The sequence below is a fragment of the Lactobacillus isalae genome (genome assembly GCF_947539375.1).
Classification (GTDB): Bacteria; Bacillota; Bacilli; order Lactobacillales; family Lactobacillaceae; genus Lactobacillus; species Lactobacillus isalae.
In genome coordinates this window covers 848,908-870,038 of sequence record NZ_OX443569.1, presented here as the reverse complement: position 1 = coordinate 870,038, position 21,131 = coordinate 848,908, and the positions used below count along the sequence as shown (strand labels likewise).

Below are 21,131 nucleotides of genomic sequence, written 5' to 3'. Positions count from 1 at the left end.
TTTTTTCAAGATGAAGAAAACTAAAATTGTTAGTACTTTAGGGCCAGCCTCAAATGATGTTGAGACTATTACTAAATTAGCTGAAGCAGGCGCAAACGTATTCCGTTTCAACTTCTCACATGGTGACCATGATGAACACCGTGCACGTATGAACATGGTTCGTGAAGTTGAAAAGAAGACTGGTAAACTTCTTGGCATTGCACTTGATACTAAGGGTGCCGAAATTAGAACTACTGAACAAGAAGGCGGCAAGTTCACTATTAACACTGGTGACACTATCCGTATTTCTATGGACGACACTAAGAAGGGTAACAAGGACATGATCCACGTTACCTACGATGGTCTTTACGATGATACCCACGTTGGTGGTCACGTATTAATCGATGATGGTTTAGTTGACCTTTTGATTAAAGACAAAGACGATGCTAAGAGAGAATTAGTTTGTGAAGCTCAAAACACTGGTTTAATTGGTTCTAAGAAGGGTGTTAACGCTCCTGGTGTTGAAATTCGCCTCCCAGGTATCACTGAAAAAGATACTAACGATATTAAGTTCGGTTTAAAGGAAGGTATCAACTTTATCTTTGCTTCATTCGTTCGTAAAGCACAAGATGTTCTTGACATTCGTCAATTGCTTGAAGAAGCACATTGTGAATACGTAAAGATCTTCCCTAAGATTGAATCACAAGAAGGTATTGACAACATCGACGAAATCTTAAAGGTTTCTGATGGTTTAATGGTTGCTCGTGGTGACATGGGTGTTGAAATTCCATTTATCAATGTTCCATTTGTACAAAAGGAATTAATCAGAAGATGTAACGCATTAGGTAAGCCAGTTATTACTGCTACTCAAATGCTTGACTCAATGCAAGAAAATCCACGTCCAACTCGTGCCGAAGTTACTGACGTTGCTAACGCTGTTCTTGATGGTACTGACGCAACTATGCTTTCAGGTGAATCTGCTAACGGTCTTTACCCAGTTAAAGCTGTTAAGGCTATGGCTGAAATTGACATGCGTACTGAAAAGCAACTTGCTAAGCGTAACAAGTTAGCTCTTCAAAGATTTGAAGAATACAAGGGTTCAAACGTTACTGAAGCTATTGGTGAATCAGTTGTTAGAACTGCTGAAGAATTGGGCGTTAAGACTATCATCGCAGCAACTGAATCTGGTTACACTGCACGTATGATTTCTAAGTACCGTCCAAACGCTGACATCATCGCAATGACATTCAACGAAAAGATTGAACACTCATTAGGTGTTGTTTGGGGTGTAAAGCCAATGTTGGTTGAAAAGCCTAAGACTACTGAAGAAATGTTTGACAAGGCAGCAGAACTTGCTAAAGAAACTGGTCTTGCAAAAGACGGCGACTTAGTAATTATCGTTGCTGGTGTTCCTTTGGGTGAAACTGGTACTACTAACTTGATGAAGTTACAATTAATCGGTACCCAACTTGTTAAAGGTTTAGGCGTTGGTGAACAATCAGTTATTGGTAAAGCTGTAGTTGCAACTTCTGCTGAAGAAGCTAACAACAAAGTTCAAGATGGTGACATCTTAGTTGCTAAGACTACTGATAAGGATTACTTACCAGCAATCAAGAAGGCTTCAGGTATGGTAGTTGAAGCTTCAGGTTTAACTAGCCACGCAGCTGTTGTTGGTCTTTCACTTGGTATCCCAGTTATCGTTGGTGCTACTGATGCAGTAGAAAAGATCAAGGATGGTTCTAAGATTACTGTTGATGCTCGTCGTGGTGCTGTTTACCAAGGTGAAGCAACTAACCTTTAATCTGAATTAAATAGCTTATTAAAATAGTCAGCGAAAGCTGGCTATTTTATTTTTGTCTTTTTTTCCTTATACTATAAGATGACAGACAATTTAAAAGGATTGAGGCACTAATATGTTAGGTGAAATAAGAAAAGGAAAAGTTACTGATGAAAATGAATCTGCTTTTTATGTACAAGTTGATGGCGTAACTTTTGAACTGAAAAAAATTGAAATTACGCAAGATGAACCAATCCATTTAGGCGATGAAGTACAAGGCTTTATTTATGAAAATAAAGATAAAAAGAAGGAAATGACGCAATTTTATCCTTTTGCTCAAAAGGACCAATACGGTTGGGCTACAGTAACTGAAGTACGTCGTGACCTTGGTGTATTCTTAGACATTGGTTTAAATGACAAAGATGTCGTTGTTTCTTTAGATGATCTTCCCCTTGAAAAGGATCAATGGCCAAAGAAAGATGATCGTTTACTCGTACGGCTTGAAACTGATGATAAAGAACGTATTTGGGCTAAAATGGCAGAAGAAGATGTATTTGAACAATTAGCTGCTAATTTTCCTGCACATCTAGAAAATAAGAATATGTCAGGAACAGTTTATCGAAACTATGAAGTTGGTTCTTTTGTAATTACTGATCAATATTATTTAGCCTTTGTCCATAAGTCAGAAATGTTCCGTCCTTTACGTATAGGTCAAAAAATTAAGGCTCGCGTGATTGGAGTTAGTCAATATGGTAGATTGAATTTGAGTGTTCTACCTCGTGCATTTGAAGAGATTGATGATGATGCTCAAATGATTTTAGTAAGTTTACGTCGTGAAGCTACTAAGACTTTGCCATTTTATGATAAGAGTGATGCTCAAGAAATTAAGAATCACTTTGGAATTTCCAAGTCAGCCTTTAAGCGTGCTCTAGGTCACTTATTGAAAAATGGATTAATTACTGAAGATAAGGATGCTGGAACAATTAGTTTGGTAGAAAAAGATGCAGACGCAGATGATGAAGGATAATTTGGAGGATTATTTACGGTTTAGTCAGGTAGAACGCGGATTAAGTCCTAATACGATTATTTCCTACCGGACTGATTTAGAAGAATACCTAAATTACTTACAAGATGAAAATGAAACAAGCTGGGAAGTTGATTATTTAGTTGTCGATGCCTTTCTTGCTACTCAAAAAGACAAGGGGAAGGCGACTACTTCAATTAGTCGAATGATTTCAAGCTTGCGGAAATTCTATCAATGGCTTTTAAGACAAGATATAATTGAACGTGATCCCTTAGTGAAAATTGATTCACCAAAAAGTGAGCGTAGATTACCAACTGCTTTGAGCGAGGAAGAAGTTGACAAACTTCTCGCTGCTCCTGACACGACAACTCCATTAGGAATCAGAGATCGGGCGATGTTAGAAGTCCTCTATGCAACTGGTATGCGGGTTAGCGAACTAATAAATTTGAAAACTGGTGATATTCACGCTGATTTGAAAATTATTAGAGTTCTTGGTAAAGGTTCGAAAGAACGACTTGTGCCAATTACTGAAGTTGCGTTATCATGGCTAGAAAAGTATCAAAAAGATGTCAGAGATGCGCAAGTTTTAAAAAGCGGTCAATTTACTGACGTGATTTTTCTGAATAATCATGGTCATCAATTGACAAGGCAGGCTGTTTGGCAAAAGATTAAAAAGTATTGCCAAATTATTGGAATAACAAAAAATGTAACACCGCATACGCTTAGACATACTTTTGCTACGCATCTGCTAGAAAATGGGGCAGATCTACGTGTGGTCCAAGAAATTTTGGGACATAGTGATATTACTACTACGCAGATCTATACTAATCTGACGCAGAAACATATTTTGGAGGTTTATAATCAAGCACATCCACGTGCCTAACTATTATGATCAGCAAATATAAAAAAGATTACGAAAAAACTGTGATGGGATATTTGTCTTATCTTCCAGATTTTAAAAATATTAAGAACTTACAGGAAGAAATGAAGCTGTACACTAGCGACTCTAATCAGTTTGAAGTTCTTATTTATAAGCAAAAAGGTAATGCAAGAGGAATTATTGGTATCCAAGAAGAGAAAGATTTTATTATTATTCGTTATTTGTCTCTTGATCCAACTATGCGAGACCAAGAAACAGAACAATTAATAATGAATGATTTAAAGCATCTTTATCCTGATAAAATGATTACTGCTTTGCCTGATTGGGCCTTTCTATTAAATTATTTAAAGGAAAAGAAAACCGATGAATAACGTTGACGAATTAACTTTAGATCTTCCTAACTTTACGGGACCATTAGATTTACTTTTGCATTTAATCAGATCGCAGAAGATTGATATCTATGATATTCCAATTGCAAAAATTACGGGGCAGTATCTAGCTAATTTAGCTCGCTGGCAAACTTTGGACTTACAAATTGCTGGCGAGTATTTTGTGATGGCGTCAACTCTTTTAAGGATTAAGTCACAATATTTACTTCCAAAAAATGACTTTATTGAAGAAGATCAGTATCAAGAAGATCCGCGTGCTGAATTAGTTGAGCAATTGGTTCAGTATTCTGTTTTTCAAAGAATTGCGGAATACTTTAAAAAGAGAGACGAAGAAATGCCAATTACAGTGGCTAAAGATCCTTCCGTTTCTCCTAAAAAAGAGGTTGAACCACTTCCTTTAGGAGAAATTACCAGTGATGAACTTGCAAATACATTTAAAGTCGTTTTAGAACGATTTAAGTTAAGAAAACCACAAGTAGGTAAAATTGAAGTTCACGAAACCTCAATTGAAGAAATGACAACATTTCTAAAAGAAAGACTTCATCACAAAAAATCAACCAGCTTCTTTAACTGTATTAAAAATTTTCAAGATCTGGATCAAGTAATTGGGCTATTTTTAGCAGTTTTAGAGTTGTGTCGTGATCATAAAATTTTAGTAAAGCAAAACAGAGACTTTGGTGATCTAGAGTTAGAGAAAGTTGAGACTAATGGCAAGTAAAGAAGCACAATTAGAAGCCTTACTATATGCAGCAGGGGATGATGGCTTAGAGACAGATAGTTTGCTGCAATTATTAGAGATTTCTCCATCTGCTTTAAGAGAATTGGCTGGGCATTTAAAGAATCGATTAGGGAATGACGAAAATTCAGGATTGCAACTGATTTGTATTAACGAAACATACAAGTTAACTACGAGTGCTAAGTGCGGGGATGTTATTTCTAAATTTTTCCAAAAAGATTTGTCAAAGAATCTAAGTCAATCAGCACTTGAAATTCTGTCTATTATTGCATATCGGCAGCCAATTACTCGAGTTGAAATTGATGATTTAAGAGGAGTGAATTCGTCTGGAGCTTTGCAGACGCTAGTTTGGCGTGGATTAGTTAAGGTAGATGGTAAAAAAGACGTCCCTGGACATCCTAATTTGTATGTGACAACAGATTATTTCTTACAATACTTCAACTATGAGAGCTTAGCTGATCTACCAGTGATTGAAGAGTTTGAAGCAGATGATAATCCGGTTAACTTGTTTGATCAGGATGATAGAAATAATAAAGAAATTAATTTTGATGAAGGTGAATAAAATGGCTGAAAGACTACAAAAAGTAATTGCTCAGGCAGGTGTTGCTTCAAGACGTAAAGCAGAAAAGATGATTACGGCTGGGCAAGTAACTGTTAATGGTAAAAGAATTACAGAGCTTGGAACTAAAGTTGAACCAAGTGACAAGATTGAAGTAAATGGGGTTCCGATTGAAAAAGAAGCACTCCATACTTACTTGTTTTACAAGCCACGTGGTGTAATTTCTTCTGTAAAAGACGATAAGGGCAGGAAGACAGTGGTCGACTTTTTTGAGGATGTACCATATCGTTTATATCCTGTTGGTCGACTTGATTATGACACCTCTGGTTTATTGTTAATGACAAATGATGGGGAGTTAGCTAATAAGCTAATGCACCCACGCAATGAAGTGCCAAAGGTTTATGTAGCAAAAATTAAGGGGATTCTTTCTCCAGAAGACATCCGCTCTCTTACTCATGGAGTTCGAATTGATGGTCGCAAGAGCGCTCCAGCTAAGTTGAAGATCTTAAAGACTGATGAAAAGAAGAAGACTCAAATTGTACAATTGACAATTCATGAAGGCCACTATCACCAAGTTAAAAGAATGTTTGAAGCAGTTCATCATTTTGTTGAAAAACTATCTCGTGAAAAGTATGCCTTTTTGACTTTGAAGTCACTTACTTCTGGTGAATATCGTGAATTAACCCATGAAGAAGTCTTTCGTTTAAATCACTTAGCCGACTAACGCTCATTTAAAAGCTATGATAGAATAAAACTAATAAACTTAAATTGTGGAGGATTTTGGAATGAAGGAAAATAAATCTCAGGACAATAAAGAACCTAAGGGCCCTTACAAGCATTTTGAGCGTCCAACAACGTCTAGAAGTGCGATGCATCATCGTCATTCAGAGCCTGCGCCTGAACCAACTCCTAGCAGACCAGAAAATAATTCAAAGGGTACTAACCATAGTCAACTATGGGCAGGTTTAATTATTGTTGCGATAATTTTGATTGCCTTAATTCCGATTGTATCTTCAAAATTGCATTCTAGCTCTAATAACTTAGCTGAAAAGAGTGTTAAGGTTTCTAAGAGCTCTTCTTCTAAGTCTCATAAGCATAAGAGCAAAAAGAGCAAGAGTAGCTCATCCAAGAAGAGTAAGTCTAAGAGTAGTAGCAAGAAAGAAGAAAGAAAATCTTCAAGTCAATCGCAAGACGTAACGCCAGTAGTAACTAGTCAATCACAATCTCAAAGTAGTGAATCTAGCCAAAGCAGTACGCAGACTTACCAGTCAAGTACTAGTCAAACCACTACTCAGGATCAAACTCAACAAGGAACGCAAAACTACCAAACTAATCAAAATACTTGGCAAAATAGTTCTACTGAGACTGAACACAGAGCACCAAGTTCTTATACAGTTCAAGAAGGTGACTCTTTATCAAAGATTGCTCGTGAAAATAACACTTCAGTGCATCACCTAGAGCAACTTAATGGTTTAGAATCAGCTGATAGTATTAGTATTGGTCAATCAATTAAATTAAAATAGATTGCAAACAATATTGTTTACAATCAACTTAATAAGTATTATTATTTACTTGTAAAAAGTAAATAATAGGATGTTGTCTTCAGGGCAGGGCGAAATTCCCGACCGGCGGTTAGAGTCCGCGAGCTACGATGTAGTTGAACCTCAGGTACCGATAGTTAAAGTCTAGATGGAAGAAGACAGACTTAAAAACTAAACATGATTTAGATGAATAAGGTCTGTTGCTGAAGCAACAGGCCTTTTGTATGTTATGGAGGAAATATACCATGCAAAGAAAAACTAGTTTAAGTCATGTGAGACTCGCTTATTGGCTCGCTTGGGCAATGATTGGTGCATTAGCATTTTTAATTATGAAAATTGAAGTACCAATTATTCCAGGCTTTGATTACTTAAAGATGGACTTTTCTGATTCGTTAGTTGCACTAAGTACCTTGGTTTTTGGCCCTTTGGGCGGAACCATGATTGCATTATTTAAGTCCTTATTGAGCCTTTTTATTTCAGGCTTTAATCCAATTTCAATGATTGGACAATTAGCAGCATTTCTAGCAAGTCTAGCCTATATTTTGCCTTTCTACTACATTAGTAAAAAGCATGAAGACAAGGTTAAATACCAAATTTTAGGCTTAGTTGTAGGAACATTAGCTTTAACAGTTGTGATGTCATTAGCTAATTACTTTGTTTTAACTCCAATGTATATTTCCCTAATGGGCTTTAAGTTAAATTCATCGCTTTTAACTTATGTTGTTTCTGCAATTATTCCTTTCAATTTAATTAAGGGTTTAATTAACAGTATTGTCGTTTTACTATTAGCTAAGACTTTATTGCCAGTCTTAGAAAAATTCGTAAGACGTAATTTCTAAAAGAATTATGTTTAGGCAGAAGTCGATTGACTTCTGCTTTTTGTTTTGTGGTAAAATTTATTCTATATGAAAAAAGAAAGGACTCAATTATTTAATGCAAGTAGCTATTGATGGTCCTGCATCTGCGGGTAAAAGTACAGTTGCTAAAATTATCGCACATAATTTGGGCTATATTTATATCGATACTGGTGCAATGTATCGAGCATGTACATTAATTGCACACGACAATCACGTTGACTATGGGGATGAGAAGGCAATTTTAGACCTAGTTGACAAGAGCACAATTGATTTTAAGCAAGAAGACGGTGAACAAAAGGTTTATGTAAATGGCAAGGATGTATCGATTGCTATTAGAACACCGGAAATTACCGAAAATGTTTCGCAAGTATCAGCCTTGAAGTCAATTCGTGAAAAGATGGTTGAATTGCAGCGTGAGATGGCAGGTAAGCACGATGTAATTATGGATGGTCGTGATATTGGAACGACAGTTTTACCAGATGCAGAGGTAAAGATTTTCTTAATTGCAAGTGTTGCATCAAGAGCTAAAAGACGCTTTTTAGATTTTCAAGAAAAGGGAATCCATCAAGACTTAAAAGATATTGAACATGATATTGAAGTTCGAGACTATAAAGATTCTCACCGTAAAATTTCTCCCTTAAAAAAGGCAGCCGATGCGATCGAATTAGATACGACAAACCTAACAATTGATGAGGTTGTAGCCAAAATAAGCGAGATAATTCAAAAAAAGCAAAAAAATTAAACAAAAGTGTGGAAAAAAGATATCAAGTACTTTAAAATAAAGTATGATATTGGGAGGTAATTATGACAGATAATAGTAATCAATTCTTAGATGCTCTAAAAGAAATGCAGGGAGTTGAAGTCGGCAACATTGTTAACGTTGAAGTTTTAAGTGTTGAAGATGGTCAAATCGCTGTTGGTGTTGAAAATGCAGGTGTTGAAGGTGTAATCACTAAGCGTGAATTCACTAACGACCGTAATGCAGATTTGAACCAATTGGTAAAACCTGGTGATAAGTTTGAAGCTTTAGTTCTTAGAAGAGCTGGTGGCGATAAAGAAAACGGTGAATTCTTCTTCTCAGTTACTCGTTTGAAGGAAAGAGAAGCTTACAAAGAATTAGAAAAGGTCTTCGAAGAAGGCAAGACTGTTGAAGGTACTGTAACTGGTGCTGTTCGCGGTGGTTTATTAGTTGACGTTGGTACACGTGGATTCTTACCAGCATCACTTATTTCTAACCGTTACGTTTCTGACTTGAAGCCTTACATTGGCAAGAAGATGAACTTGAAGATCACTGAAATTGATCCTAACAAGAACAGATTAATTCTTTCAAGAAAAGACTTAATCGAAAAAGAACGTGAAGAAGCATTCGAAAACGTTGCTTCACAATTGGTTGTAGGTGATACTGTTGAAGGTAAAGTATCACGTTTAACTGGTTTTGGTGCCTTTGTTGACGTTGGTGGTGTGGACGGTTTAGTTCACATTTCAGAAATTTCTTACAAGCATGTTGACAAGCCAAGCGATGTTTTGAAGGCTGGTCAAGATGTTAAGGTTAAAGTTATCGGTATTGATGACGATAGACACAGAATCTCCCTGTCAATTAAGCAAACTTTACCATCCCCATTTGAAGAAGCTACTGAAGGCTTACACGAAGGTGACATCATTGAAGGTGAAGTTAAGACTTTGACTTCATTCGGTGCATTCATCGAAGTAGCTGATGGAATTCAAGGCTTAGTACACGTTTCAGAAATTGCTAACAAGCACGTTGATAAGCCAAGTGATGTTTTAAAGGTTGGTCAAACTGTTAAAGTTAAAGTTTTAAGTGTTGACCCAAGTGACAGAAGAATCTCATTGTCAATCAAGCAAGCTGATCCTAATGCTGCTAAGAGTGAAAACAACTCACGTCCACGTCGTCGTCAAGATTCTGTAGCTGATAAGTACATGAATGACAATGACAACGGTTTTGCTTTAGGTGACATTATTGGTGATCAACTTAAAGATAAGGATTAATCGTCATTAGTCTAAAAAAAGCTGACTCCGGTCAGCTTTTTTTATTTCTTAGATAAATAGAAAGGGGTAGAAATAATATGTCATTACCTATCGTTGCTTTAGTTGGACGACCAAATGTTGGTAAGTCAACTATTTTTAACAGAATTATTAATTCTCGTGTAGCTATTGTTGAAGATAAGGCCGGAGTTACCAGAGATAGAATTTATGCCCGTGCTGAATGGATGGGCCATGAATTTATCCTAATTGATACTGGTGGTATTACTTTAGACTCTGGTGAAATTGAAGAGCAAATTAAAGCTCAAGCTGAAATCGCGATTGATGAAGCTGATGTAATTGTGATGTTAGGGGATGTTACCCAACACATGACTAACATGGACGAAACAATTGCTAGAATGCTTTATCGAACTAAGAAGCCAGTTATTTTGGCTGTTAATAAGGCTGATAATCCTGAACAAAGAACTGATATTTATGATTTCTATAGTTTAGGTCTAGGTGACCCAATTCCTGTTTCTGGTAGTCACGGAACTGGAATGGGTGACTTGCTAGATGCCATTGTTGGTGAGTTTGGTGATAAAGCTAATCAACATGAAGATGATTCAATTCGCTTTAGTGTGATTGGTCGTCCTAACGTAGGTAAGTCTTCACTTGTGAATGCTATCTTAGGTGAACAGCGTGTTATTGTTTCTAACATCGAAGGAACGACGAGAGACGCCATTGACACGACTTTTACTAATGATGGGCAAAAGTATACTATTGTCGATACGGCTGGTATTAGACGTCGTGGGAAGGTGTATGAGAAGACAGAGAAGTATTCTGTCTTAAGAGCAATAAGCGCTATTGAAGAAAGTGACATTACCTTGCTAGTTTTAGACGCTAGCACAGGAATTCGTGAGCAAGATAAGCACGTTGCTGGATATGCTCATGATGCAGGCCGAGGCGTAATTATTGTCGTAAATAAGTGGGATCTCCCTAAAAAAGATAGTACAAGTATGAAGGATTTTGAAAATACAATTAGACAAGAGTTCCAATACTTGGACTATGCGCCAATTATTTTTGTTTCCGCTAAAACTGGTCAAAGAGTTCCAAATATCTTGAAACTGGTTAAGGAAGTTCACGATAATCAAACTCGTCGCATTAAGTCTAGCGTCTTGAATGACTTGCTTCTTGAAGCGACAAGAATCACACCAACTCCGCTTGTTAACGGAAAGAGATTAAGAATCTATTACATGACGCAAGTTGCAGTGACTCCACCAACATTTGTTGTCTTTGTAAATGATCCTGAATTATTGCACTTCTCATATCAAAGATTCTTAATTAATCAGTTACGTCAAAACTTTGATTTTGTAGGAACTCCGATTAAAATCTTAGCTAGAAAACGTAAATAAGCTTTAAATTTCAAAAAAATAAGGATATATCTGCGAAAAAGCTTGCAACTAAGCGTCTTAGTGTGCTAATTTTATTGCAGGGAATAAATGAATAAATCATTTTTCTTATTTTCAAAGGTTTTGTTTTAAAATATTATTAGTTCATTTCGGGAGGTGAAGTGGAATGGCAAACAAGGCAGAATTAGTTTCTGAAGTTGCTGCTAAAACTGACTTAACCAAGAAAGAAGTTGCTGCTGCAGTTGATGCAATCTTTAACTCTATTCAAGAAGATCTTGCTAAGGGTGAAAAAGTTCAATTGATCGGTTTCGGTACTTTTGAAGTACGTCACCGTGCAGCTCGTAAGGGTCGTAACCCACAAACTGGGGCTGAAATCGAAATCCCAGCTTCTAAGGTTCCTGCATTCAAGCCAGGTAAGGCTCTTAAGGATGCTGTTAAGTAATTGTTCAGTTACTAGCAAAATAAAAACGTGCTAAGTTGTATAGCTTGGCACGTTTTTTGTGTACAATTATTGTGTTAGCACAAACGAAAAGAGTGAAAAAATGACTTATTCTGAACAACTATTAGATGCAATTCAAAATCACGATTTTTCTGATAATCGAATTCTTCTTAAAAAAGCACTTGATAATGATGATCCAGAAGTTTTAGCCTCGTTAGCTGAAAATTTAACTGATCTTGGTTTTACTGATCTTTCTAAGGAAGTTTATCGTTATTTGATTGCACAATTTCCAAGAGAAGATTTGTTTAAGGTATACTTAGCTGAGATTTTGTTAAATGATGGCGATGAAGACGATGGCTTGCAGCTTTTATATGATGTAAAGCCAGAAAGTGATGCTTATGTCGAAAGTTTGCTTGATTTGGCTGATTATTACCAAAGTAATGGCCTGATCGAAACAGCTCGTCAAAAGCTCTTGGAAGCTCATAAATTGGCTCCTGAAGAAGATGCAATTAACTTTGGCTTAGCTGAACTTGATTATTTAAGTGGCGACTATGGTGAAGCATTAGGCTTGTATCGTGAGCTTGCAAAAGAAAACAAGACCTTTGGTGAGGTAGTTTTAAGCCAAAGAATCGCCGCTTGTCTTGCTAAGTTAGGTGAGTACGAAGAAGCAGCAAACGAAATTAAGAGTCATGAAAATGATATCTTGAGTATTGATGCTTTGTATGAAGCAGGTCTAATTATGTTATCTGCTGGCGACAACAAAGCCGCAATTAAGTACTTAGATCAAGTGATCGAAACTCAACCGGACTATGTAAATGCATATCCATTGCTTGCTCAAGCTTATGTCGCAGAAGATAATAATGAAGAAGTATTGAGAACGGCTCAGACAGGTCTTTCTTATAATGAACTAGATGAAGTCTTGTATAGTTTGGGTGCTAAAGCAGCTGCTAATTTAAATCAACTGGATGAAGCAGAACGCTTGCTTAAGAAGGGCCTAGAAATCGCTCCAGACAATAGTGACTTGCGCTTGCAACTATCTAACTTGTATCTTCACCAGCACCAAGATGAGGCTAATATTGCCTTATTTAAGGATCTTGATGATGAAGAGCTTGAACCACAAGCTCACTGGAATATGGCTATCTCATATCAAAGACTTGAAGACTATGATAAGGCTAAGAGTGAATTCTTACTTGCTTATCCTGCCTTTCAACAAAATGCAAGCTTCTTGAGACAAATGATTAGCTTGTTCTATGAATTGCGTGAAATTCCAACGACTAAGGAATTAATTAAGAAGTATTTGCAAGTTCAACCTGACGATATTGATATGCAAGATATGCTAGATGAATTGAATAGTGAAGAGTAGTATAGCAACTGTTTAGAAAGTAATAGACTTTGATATTAAAAAATATCCCTCGAAGATAATTTGAGGGATATTTTATTTATAATAATTTATCCAGTTGTTTGTTAAATCTTCTAACACCTAATTTAAGTATAAAAATCTTAAGTTTACTTAATTGTACTTTGTTTATATTTCGTTGCATATTAGTGATTGAACGATTACAGCTTTTATGATTATATTTTCGACTTAAGTTGTTAATGTACGCACTTGGCACTTCTTGCCCATAAATTTTAAGTAGGAATTTATTCAATGAGATTAAAATTTTGACAAATTTGCGGTTAAATTTTTCTTCATCCGTTTTAGTTTTTGCCTTAGTTAATTTCATTCTTATAGTATTAAAGTTATTTGTTTTTTGATGTTGGTGAGAATCCAAGTCTAGCTTATTCTTAAGTACTTTTTTAAAAGCTGTTAAATCTTTTTTAGTAGGACTTTTCATTGTAAGACTTACTAAAACATATAATTTCAAAAAGGTGTCTTGATCTTGAAAATCTAGAGTATCAATCATTGATGTAACTTTAAAAGGAATGATAGTGGTATTCTCATCATTTACGCCATGTTTTTCTTGCTTGCGATAGACCCCAACGAGCATATCAGCCATTTGAATACCTAACTCTTTCTTACTGTCGCACGTTTGATAGCTGAAAAGCATATGGTTTTCTTCGCCTAAACTTTTGATAATCTGGGAAAGTAACTTACAGCTAAAATATTCACTTTCAAGCTGAGAATTCAAATTAGTTTGATCAAGATAAATATGTAATTTTAAGTCAACAGTAGGATTGTGGTGGCGTAGATCTGCAATAATTTTTTTAATTGGGTAAATGTAAGATTGAAGCATTAACACTTGCTGCACAATAGCTTTATCAAGTGAAGTATCCTGCTTATGGTAAGTAGGGCGTTGATAAATATAAGCGCTAGTTAGAAAGGGGTTAACAATATCTAAAGCTAACCGATTCATCGTGTCTGAAACATTTACACTCTTTTTCTCTCTTTTACGATGTGAGCGATAGATTTTTTGAAAATACCTATCATATAGCTCTCTGAGCTGAAAAGTTGGAATGACTAAAAAACCGGTATAAAACTGTTCAGTTGTATTATTTGAGTGAGATTGAAACGAGATGCTTTCATCAATAAAAATATGGAATTCTTTAGCATGCCGTCGTGGTTGAAAAAGTTTTTTCAGAATCATGATTTCACCTACAAGTAATTTATATGAGCATTATATCGAACGTATGTTCTTAAAGGAAGCGAACACGGGAATATATTTTAGGGAAGGTTAGGCTTTAGTGCAATTCATATTTTTAATTATGTGAAGTTGTATAAAATGAGTTCTATAAATTGAAAATGGGCTTTTTTGTTTAATGAATACTGTGATATATTTTAATTTAATGAGTAGAAAGAGAGTACATTAGTTTGACAAAAAGAAATCTAAAATCACCGGTAATATATAAAACTAAATATAACGTTCAAACAGCTAGTCAATTAAATACACAGATTAGTGAAGAATATGCTACGGATGAAACAAAAAGAGTTTTATTAACTGAGTTCCCGACTGTTTATGTCATTAATGATCCGATAAATAGTAAAAGGTCACAATACACAGTTTATGTTGGTGAAACGAATGATATTCAAAGACGTACATTACAGCATTTAGATGCAGATCCAGCTAAACGTGATGATTTTTTTAACTTCAAAAATTCAAAAAATGCAAATATGTTTGTAATTGGTCACGAGCATTTTAATAAATCTATGACTTTAGACATAGAAAATAGATTGATGCAGTATCTAAGTAGTGTGCCAGCTGTACATCGTTTAAATAATAGACGTCATAATGAGCAAAATAGATACTATGATTCAGATGAATTTAATAGTTTATTTAATCTGATTTGGAAAAAACTAGGTAACCAAAATGACGATTTATTTCCTGCACGTAAAATTATTGAATCTTCAGCTATATTTAAAGCTTCACCATTTAATAAATTAACGAATGAACAATTGTTAGCAAAATCTAAGGTTATAGATAAAATCAATGAAACTTTATTTGTTCAAAAAAATAAAAATCTGCCTGAAGGTCAATTGATTTTAGTTGAGGGAAATGCCGGATCAGGTAAAACTGTGTTAATGAGCAATATTTTTTATGATTTGGTACATGAAGATCAAATTTCTGCAAAAGAGCAAAGAGGAGGTAAAAAAGCTGAAAGATTATCAGTAGCAATGATTGTTAACCAAAATGAACAACTTAAGGTATATGAAAAAATATCACAGAAACTCTTTGATAAAGATGAACAAGTACTGGTGGCTAAGCCAATTACATTTATAAATAAGGTTAAGCCATCGAAAAAAATTGATATAGCTTTGATTGATGAAGCGCATTTACTACTGACACAAAGAAATCAAGCATATGCTAAGTACGGAAAGAATATGTTAGAAGATATTTTAAAACGAGCAAAAGTAGTTATGGCCGTTTATGATCCTGCGCAAGTTTTGTCAATAGCTTCTGTTTTAGAAGATGAAAAATTTGCTGATTTGGAACGAAAAGCAGGTAAGGAAAATATTATTTATTTGAAAAATCAAATGAGAATTGACGCTTCTCAAGCTACAATAGATTGGCTTCGTAATCTTATTGATAATGGAATCATTAATAAAATACCTCAAGATAGTAAATATCAAATCAAAGTTTTTAAGACTCCTGAGGAAATGCAAAAGGCCATTGAGGAAAAGAACAAAGATCAAAAAAATGGAATTAGCAGAATGGTTGCAACTTTTGATTGGGAATATTCAGGAGGAAAAACACAACCGCCAAAAAATCAAAAATATTGGGAAGTATCTGAGGGCGATTGGCATATGCCATGGAACTATGAGATTAATAAACGAGATAAATATGAAAGCAAGCATAGAGCACATAGAACCGTAAAATATAGTAATCAATCATGGGCAGAAAAAGACTATACTATTGCGGAAATAGGATCAACCTACACAGTACAAGGTTTTGATTTGAACTATGTTGGTGTTGAACTTGGTCCCTCTGTAAAATATCGTAATGGTCGAATTATCCATGATCCAGCAGAAAGTTCTAACAGTAAAGCGACGCAGAAACGTGATTCAACTAAGAGTTATGCTGATATGTTATTAAAAAATGAATTCAATGTTTTAATGACACGTGGTGTGCATGGTTTGTATATTCATGCTGTTGATCCAGAGCTGCAAAAGGCGTTAGAGAAAGCGAAAAACAATTAGGGATGAAAGAGGAGCATTAAATCATATGAATAGAGAAATAAATATTCCAAATTCATACAGAGAAGCGAAAAGAATCATTCAAGAAGCCAAAGATGCTGATCAATTAGTTTTGTTTATTGGAGCAGGTGTATCAATTAATTCTGGTATGCCTATTTGGAAAGATGCAGTGCAACACATAGGAAATTTACTTGGACTTGGTAAAATTGAAAACAGTGATTTTCTAAAAATACCACAATATTACTATAATTCTCATGGAAAACAAGCATACAATACTTTAATGAGAGAAATATTTAAAGATGGTATAAATTTGCCAGTATCTGATATTCATCGTAAAATTTTAAGATTTAATGCGCGCTCTATTATTACTACAAATTATGATAATCTTATTGAACGTGCATCAGAAGAATATGGAGAAATTAGACAGATAATTTCGCAAGATAAAGATATACCATATAGAAAATACAATAAAGAATTAATAAAAATGCATGGGGACTTCGCACATGATAATTTTGTATTGAAAGAAGAAGATTATTTAAATTATTCTAAAAATTTCAAGCTGATAGAGAATTATATTAAATCAATCATAGGATCTAAAGTTCTTTTATTTATTGGTTATTCTTTTAATGATCCAGATTTAAAACAGATCTTTACTTGGGTAAAAAATATTGTTGGTGAGAATATGCGATTCTCTTATTTAGTTAATGCTGATAGTATATATGATGAAAATGAGGAGTTATATTATAAAAATCTTGGGGTAAAAATTATATATGCAAGCGAATTAAACCAAGATAGCTTTGATTCAACGAATGTCGGTATGAATCTTAATAATGTTTTAGATTATTTTCTGTTACCGGATAGAACGTCTAATTTAATTGATGATATATATATTGAACTAAAAAAGTATAATGACTTTCCTTATATAACTATAAAGCATTTGAATAGTGCACTATGGAAGCGTGGTTTTTATATTGCAGATAATTTGTTTTTATCTGCAGGTAATACTAGTAAGAAGATACAAAAAACGCTGAATATACTTTGTTCTGATTTAGATGATATACAAGATCCTGTTGAAAAACAAAAAGTAAAAACAATTTTAAATATACTACATAAAAGCATGATTCAGGGAATAAAAAGTGATAATAAAAAGATAACATTTGATACTCCTACGAAAAAGACAAATATAGAGGAGTATGTATATACTTTTAACTGGCAAATGCTTAATAAATTAAAAAATAAAAACGAGATTTTATTAGAAAAAAATAGTGGTGAAGTTCTTCTTCAGCAGGCGAGCATAGCTTATTACTTGGGAGATCTGTTGTCTAGCTATAATTATTTAAAACAAGCAAGTATTGCACTTTTTGAAGAAAGAGCATATGGATTATATTATATTTCACAATTTAATAGAAAATGGATTGGTAAAATTATTACCGAGGCATCTTATAGATTTGAGATTGATGAATCTGCAGTCGAAGCGATTAAAGATGAAATAAGTAATATTGATTTTAGTAAAAGATCGGATGACATAAATGATAAAGTCCCCCTAATAAGGGATATTGATCATTGGAGCTATTCTTATACTATATTTCAAGATTTGTATGATTTAAACCTAAAAACTTCTAAACAAGCAAATACAGATTATATGTTTTTTCACGGTGTTCCAGGTTATGAACAAGCTCAGATTAAAGCAATGGACTTATATAATTTTGTTTTCAAAAATTATTTATTATTAGATTTTTATAGAGATATTAATGATAATTATAAGTTATATATTCGCACTATACTTTTTTCTGTTGCGTCCGATGAAAAAAAGATACTTTTGATCCATTGATTCATACGGGTAATATAAAAAAAGAATATTTAGATGCTTTTGATTTGTTTTTAATAATTAAATATTCTTCAAGCTCCAAAAGTATATATGAACTATTTGATAAGTATCAATATCAACCATTCATTAATCTAAACGAAAAGGGCATCGATTATTTGGAAACGATTATTCCTAATATCATCGAGGCACATTATAAAGATGATATAAGAAATGATTTATATTGGAAATTAATAGCTTTATGTGGTTTTTTAAAACTAAATACTAAAATAGCTAATAAAATATTGAATTCTATTGATGATTACTTGATATATTCTTATGTTGTCACTAATCAAAATCTCATTAGCCAGTTTTTGATCAATATTAAACGCCAAAAATTAATTAATAATCAAAACAAAGAGAAGTTAAAAAAGATAATAATCAAAAATATAAATTTGATTATTGAAAATAAGTTAGCAATGGCTTCAGAGAGAGTCTGCTTCTTAAATGAATATTTGAAAAGCATTGATGAGTCATTTGATAATATATCACTAGTTGAACAAGCTATAAAAAATAATATGGATGAGGTAATAATTTCTCTATATGGGTTGGCTAATAATAGCGTTAGAAATAAGATAAAAAATTATTTTAAAGATAAAGAATTTAACAATGACTATGATAGATTTAGGATAAAATTGTATCTTGCTATCTTTAATATTATTAACTTAGATGAAGAAGAAAAAAATAGTTTAATCAATTATTTGCGAAGTAAAGACATTTCGGCTTTTCAAGTAAAAGAGCTACCAAATAAAGTAAAAGAACTAACGCATCTCTTAACAAGATTATGTGTTGTAAGAAGTAAATATACGAGTGAAGATGTGAGAGATGTTATTAAGAGATATGGTATGCCCGCAGATCAGTGGTTAATTAATTATCAGAATTTTGATTATAATAAGTTTAAATTAGATTGGTTGAAAGAGTTCGAAGTAAATATTTTAGAAAGTGTTTCTTCAGATAAAGATATTAAAAATAAAATAAAACGCAAATTGATACAAGCATTTAGAGAAAATAAGTTATCGCCTGACTTAGAAACTATTTATTTTAATTATTTTGCATAAACTTTAAAATTAAATAACAACTATCCCCACCACATAGCTAATTATTATACAAAGCTTTAGTCAACGCTTATAATATCTCTTGTAAGCGATAACAAAAAAGACGAGGGAATAGATATGGAACAAGAAACAAAGTCTCCAGTTATTGACTGGAAAGCAAATTATGATGTTGTTGTTTTAGGTTTTGGTGGAGCAGGCGCAACTGCTGCAAGATTCGCAGCTGATAATGGCGCTAAAGTATTAATTGTTGATGTTGCTCCTTATGGTCATGAAGGCGGCAACACTAGATATTCTGCCCAGCTTCTTGGCACCGGGACCGATTATGACAAGTTAAAGGAATACTATCATGGCTTAACGCATCCGATGGATTTGCCAGAAGATATGGTTGAAACCTATGTACGCGGAATGTGTAACATGCGGGAATATGTGAAGAAGTACTTAGGCGTTGAACCAGTTAGTTTTATTAATGACTTTAGTAAGATACCAAAGGAATATCGGGCTGAAGTTGCTCAAGAATATCCTGAACTAAAGGGACATGAAGCACATGACTATACATTGGTTCATAATGGATGGTTTGATGCAGCTCTTTGGAAACTTTTAAGACAAAAAATTCTAGATCGTAAAGATAAGATTGATGTCTGGTATGAGGCACGTGCTAGTCATTTGATTCAAGATCCAGTTTCTAAAGTGATCAAGGGTGTTCAGATTGAAAAATTAGGTCAAAAGATCAATGTCCTAGCTAGACGAGGCGTTATTTTGACAACAGGTGGTTTTGAAAATAACAAGGAAATGATACAAAACTACTTGGCTGCTCCTAAACTTGCTCCATTAGGTACTATTTACAACAAGGGTGATGGTATTTCGATGGCACAAGAAGTCGGCGCTAAGATGTGGCATATGTATAATTACGAGTCGCTTGGTTTACTGCATGGTTTATCATTTGATACACCAGAAGGCGAGAGATCTAAGCTAGTTCTCAGTTGGCCTGAGCTTAACCACGGTAGCGTATTGATGGTAGTAGATGATGGTAAGCGCTACTTTAACGAAGCTGGTCCCAACCGTCATGGACACATTTTCGATCACGGTATTTGGCGCGTTCCACGCAGTCATGAGAAGCCATATATTATTTTTGATCAAAAACAATATGAAACTATTGAAGCAGGGCAGATTCCATACGATAAGTTCAATGAAAAATTGATTAAGGCTGATACGCTTGAAGAGCTGGCTAAAAATACAGGCGTTGATGCAAACGGCTTAAAGGAACAAGTCGAGATGTTTAACCGTTTTGTAGAAAATGGTCATGATGATCAATTTGGTCGAGATATTAAGTCAATGGCTAAATTTGCGGAAGATGGTCCATTTTATGCAATTAAGATGGCTTACAATGTTTTGAATACGCAGGGAGGACCAGAAAGAAATACTAAAGCTGAAATTCTGGATGTTAATAACAATCCAATTCCGCACTTGTATGGTGCTGGTGAATTAGGTGGTATTAACGCAAATCAGTATCAAGGCGGTGGCAATTTAGCTGAGTGTTTGATTTTTGGTAAGATTGCAGGCGAGCAAGCAGCTAACGTTACTGATGAGGTTACGGCTGAAGCTTCTGATAAGTATAACGGAATTAACGAATTAGCTGACGGTGATAAGATTAAGGATATTAAGCTTGATAAGGACCAATATTTGGGCGAATCTAATGCCGGTATTGGTGGCAAGCTTGTTGTGCGTGTCACCTATGACAATGGAATTAAGAATGTCGAAGTTGTACAAAATCACGAAAGTGAAGATGTCGGCAAGCGAGCACTAAAGGTCATTCCAGAGCGGATTGTTAAAGAAAACACTCCAGATGTTGATGCAGTTTCGGGTGCATCTGCTACAAGTCGCGCAATCAGCGAAGCCGTCCGCAAGGCTTTGAAGAATGTGAAGGAATAAGCATAAGGAGTACTAATTCTTATAGTATTTGTCGTATAAAAAACGCTACTAGAGTAGCGTTTTTTTTGTTTTATGAAATTTGT

Annotated in this window: 19 protein-coding genes and 1 riboswitch; of the genes, 18 read left to right on the top strand and 1 reads right to left on the bottom strand. The window is 34.5% G+C overall.

Annotation, left to right across the window (positions count from 1 at the left end):
• Nucleotides 1-10: 10 nt before the first annotated feature.
• The 14 genes from pyk (at nucleotide 11) to QM512_RS04130 (ending at nucleotide 12,933) form a co-directional block, all read left to right on the top strand.
• Entirely contained in the window at nucleotides 11-1,780 is a 1,770-nt protein-coding gene (gene pyk / locus QM512_RS04195; protein WP_282806267.1) for a pyruvate kinase, read from the top strand.
• Between the two features lie 112 nt (nucleotides 1,781-1,892).
• Entirely contained in the window at nucleotides 1,893-2,783 is an 891-nt protein-coding gene (locus QM512_RS04190) for a CvfB family protein (RefSeq protein ID WP_282806266.1), read from the top strand.
• The gene (xerD, locus tag QM512_RS04185) at nucleotides 2,773-3,663 is read left to right on the top strand and encodes a site-specific tyrosine recombinase XerD (protein WP_282806448.1); all 891 of its coding nucleotides are present in this window, start codon (nucleotides 2,773-2,775) and stop codon (nucleotides 3,661-3,663) included. Before QM512_RS04190 ends, xerD begins: the two co-directional genes overlap by 11 nt.
• 5 nt (nucleotides 3,664-3,668) lie before the next feature.
• Nucleotides 3,669-4,031: a reductase gene (locus tag QM512_RS04180; RefSeq protein ID WP_282806265.1), complete on the top strand. Its 363-nt coding sequence runs from the start codon at nucleotides 3,669-3,671 to the stop codon at nucleotides 4,029-4,031.
• On the top strand, nucleotides 4,024-4,767 hold the full coding sequence (locus tag QM512_RS04175; protein ID WP_282806264.1) for a segregation and condensation protein A: 744 nt from the start codon (nucleotides 4,024-4,026) through the stop codon (nucleotides 4,765-4,767). The genes QM512_RS04180 and QM512_RS04175 overlap by 8 nt, the downstream gene beginning before the upstream one ends.
• A complete protein-coding gene (gene scpB, locus QM512_RS04170) occupies nucleotides 4,757-5,347 on the top strand; it encodes an SMC-Scp complex subunit ScpB (RefSeq protein ID WP_282806263.1) in 591 nt (196 codons plus the stop codon). Before QM512_RS04175 ends, scpB begins: the two co-directional genes overlap by 11 nt.
• 1 nt (nucleotide 5,348) lies before the next feature.
• Complete coding sequence (locus QM512_RS04165; RefSeq protein WP_282806262.1) at nucleotides 5,349-6,068, top strand: pseudouridine synthase; 720 nt, start codon at nucleotides 5,349-5,351, stop codon at nucleotides 6,066-6,068.
• Between the two features lie 61 nt (nucleotides 6,069-6,129).
• Nucleotides 6,130-6,867 carry a LysM peptidoglycan-binding domain-containing protein gene (locus tag QM512_RS04160; protein WP_282806261.1) on the top strand — a complete coding sequence of 246 codons (738 nt, stop codon included), beginning with the start codon at nucleotides 6,130-6,132 and terminating at the stop codon, nucleotides 6,865-6,867.
• A 71-nt stretch (nucleotides 6,868-6,938) separates the two neighbouring features.
• Nucleotides 6,939-7,049: riboswitch (FMN riboswitch) on the top strand.
• An 81-nt stretch (nucleotides 7,050-7,130) separates the two neighbouring features.
• The gene (locus QM512_RS04155) at nucleotides 7,131-7,724 is read left to right on the top strand and encodes an ECF transporter S component (RefSeq protein ID WP_282806260.1); all 594 of its coding nucleotides are present in this window, start codon (nucleotides 7,131-7,133) and stop codon (nucleotides 7,722-7,724) included.
• A gap of 94 nt (nucleotides 7,725-7,818) precedes the next feature.
• Nucleotides 7,819-8,484 (top strand): (d)CMP kinase, encoded by a 666-nt coding sequence (gene cmk / locus QM512_RS04150; RefSeq protein WP_282806259.1) that lies wholly within the window; start codon nucleotides 7,819-7,821, stop codon nucleotides 8,482-8,484.
• 62 nt (nucleotides 8,485-8,546) lie between these two features.
• A complete protein-coding gene (rpsA, locus tag QM512_RS04145; protein WP_282806258.1) occupies nucleotides 8,547-9,749 on the top strand; it encodes a 30S ribosomal protein S1 in 1,203 nt (400 codons plus the stop codon).
• A 77-nt stretch (nucleotides 9,750-9,826) separates the two neighbouring features.
• On the top strand, nucleotides 9,827-11,134 hold the full coding sequence (gene der / locus QM512_RS04140) for a ribosome biogenesis GTPase Der (protein ID WP_282806257.1): 1,308 nt from the start codon (nucleotides 9,827-9,829) through the stop codon (nucleotides 11,132-11,134).
• Nucleotides 11,135-11,297: 163 nt separating this feature from the next.
• A complete protein-coding gene (locus tag QM512_RS04135) occupies nucleotides 11,298-11,573 on the top strand; it encodes an HU family DNA-binding protein (protein ID WP_004894504.1) in 276 nt (91 codons plus the stop codon).
• Between the two features lie 100 nt (nucleotides 11,574-11,673).
• On the top strand, nucleotides 11,674-12,933 hold the full coding sequence (locus QM512_RS04130; protein ID WP_282806256.1) for a tetratricopeptide repeat protein: 1,260 nt from the start codon (nucleotides 11,674-11,676) through the stop codon (nucleotides 12,931-12,933).
• Nucleotides 12,934-13,009: 76 nt separating this feature from the next.
• On the opposite strand, the gene QM512_RS04125 is transcribed toward QM512_RS04130, so the two are convergent.
• Nucleotides 13,010-14,155 carry a DUF3800 domain-containing protein gene (locus QM512_RS04125; protein ID WP_282806255.1) on the bottom strand — a complete coding sequence of 382 codons (1,146 nt, stop codon included), beginning with the start codon at nucleotides 14,153-14,155 and terminating at the stop codon, nucleotides 13,010-13,012.
• Between the two features lie 224 nt (nucleotides 14,156-14,379).
• Between QM512_RS04125 and QM512_RS04120 the strand changes: the two genes are divergently transcribed.
• The 4 genes from QM512_RS04120 (at nucleotide 14,380) to QM512_RS04105 (ending at nucleotide 21,048) form a co-directional block, all read left to right on the top strand.
• Nucleotides 14,380-16,203 carry a DUF2075 domain-containing protein gene (locus tag QM512_RS04120; protein WP_282806254.1) on the top strand — a complete coding sequence of 608 codons (1,824 nt, stop codon included), beginning with the start codon at nucleotides 14,380-14,382 and terminating at the stop codon, nucleotides 16,201-16,203.
• A 25-nt stretch (nucleotides 16,204-16,228) separates the two neighbouring features.
• Nucleotides 16,229-18,031, top strand: coding sequence for an SIR2 family protein (locus tag QM512_RS04115; protein WP_282806253.1), 1,803 nt, complete (start codon nucleotides 16,229-16,231; stop codon nucleotides 18,029-18,031).
• Nucleotides 18,028-19,122, top strand: coding sequence for a hypothetical protein (locus QM512_RS04110; protein WP_282806252.1), 1,095 nt, complete (start codon nucleotides 18,028-18,030; stop codon nucleotides 19,120-19,122). The genes QM512_RS04115 and QM512_RS04110 overlap by 4 nt, the downstream gene beginning before the upstream one ends.
• A 114-nt stretch (nucleotides 19,123-19,236) precedes the next feature.
• Nucleotides 19,237-21,048, top strand: a complete 1,812-nt coding sequence (locus QM512_RS04105; RefSeq protein WP_282806251.1) for an FAD-binding protein — start codon at nucleotides 19,237-19,239, stop codon at nucleotides 21,046-21,048.
• Nucleotides 21,049-21,131: the final 83 nt, after the last annotated feature.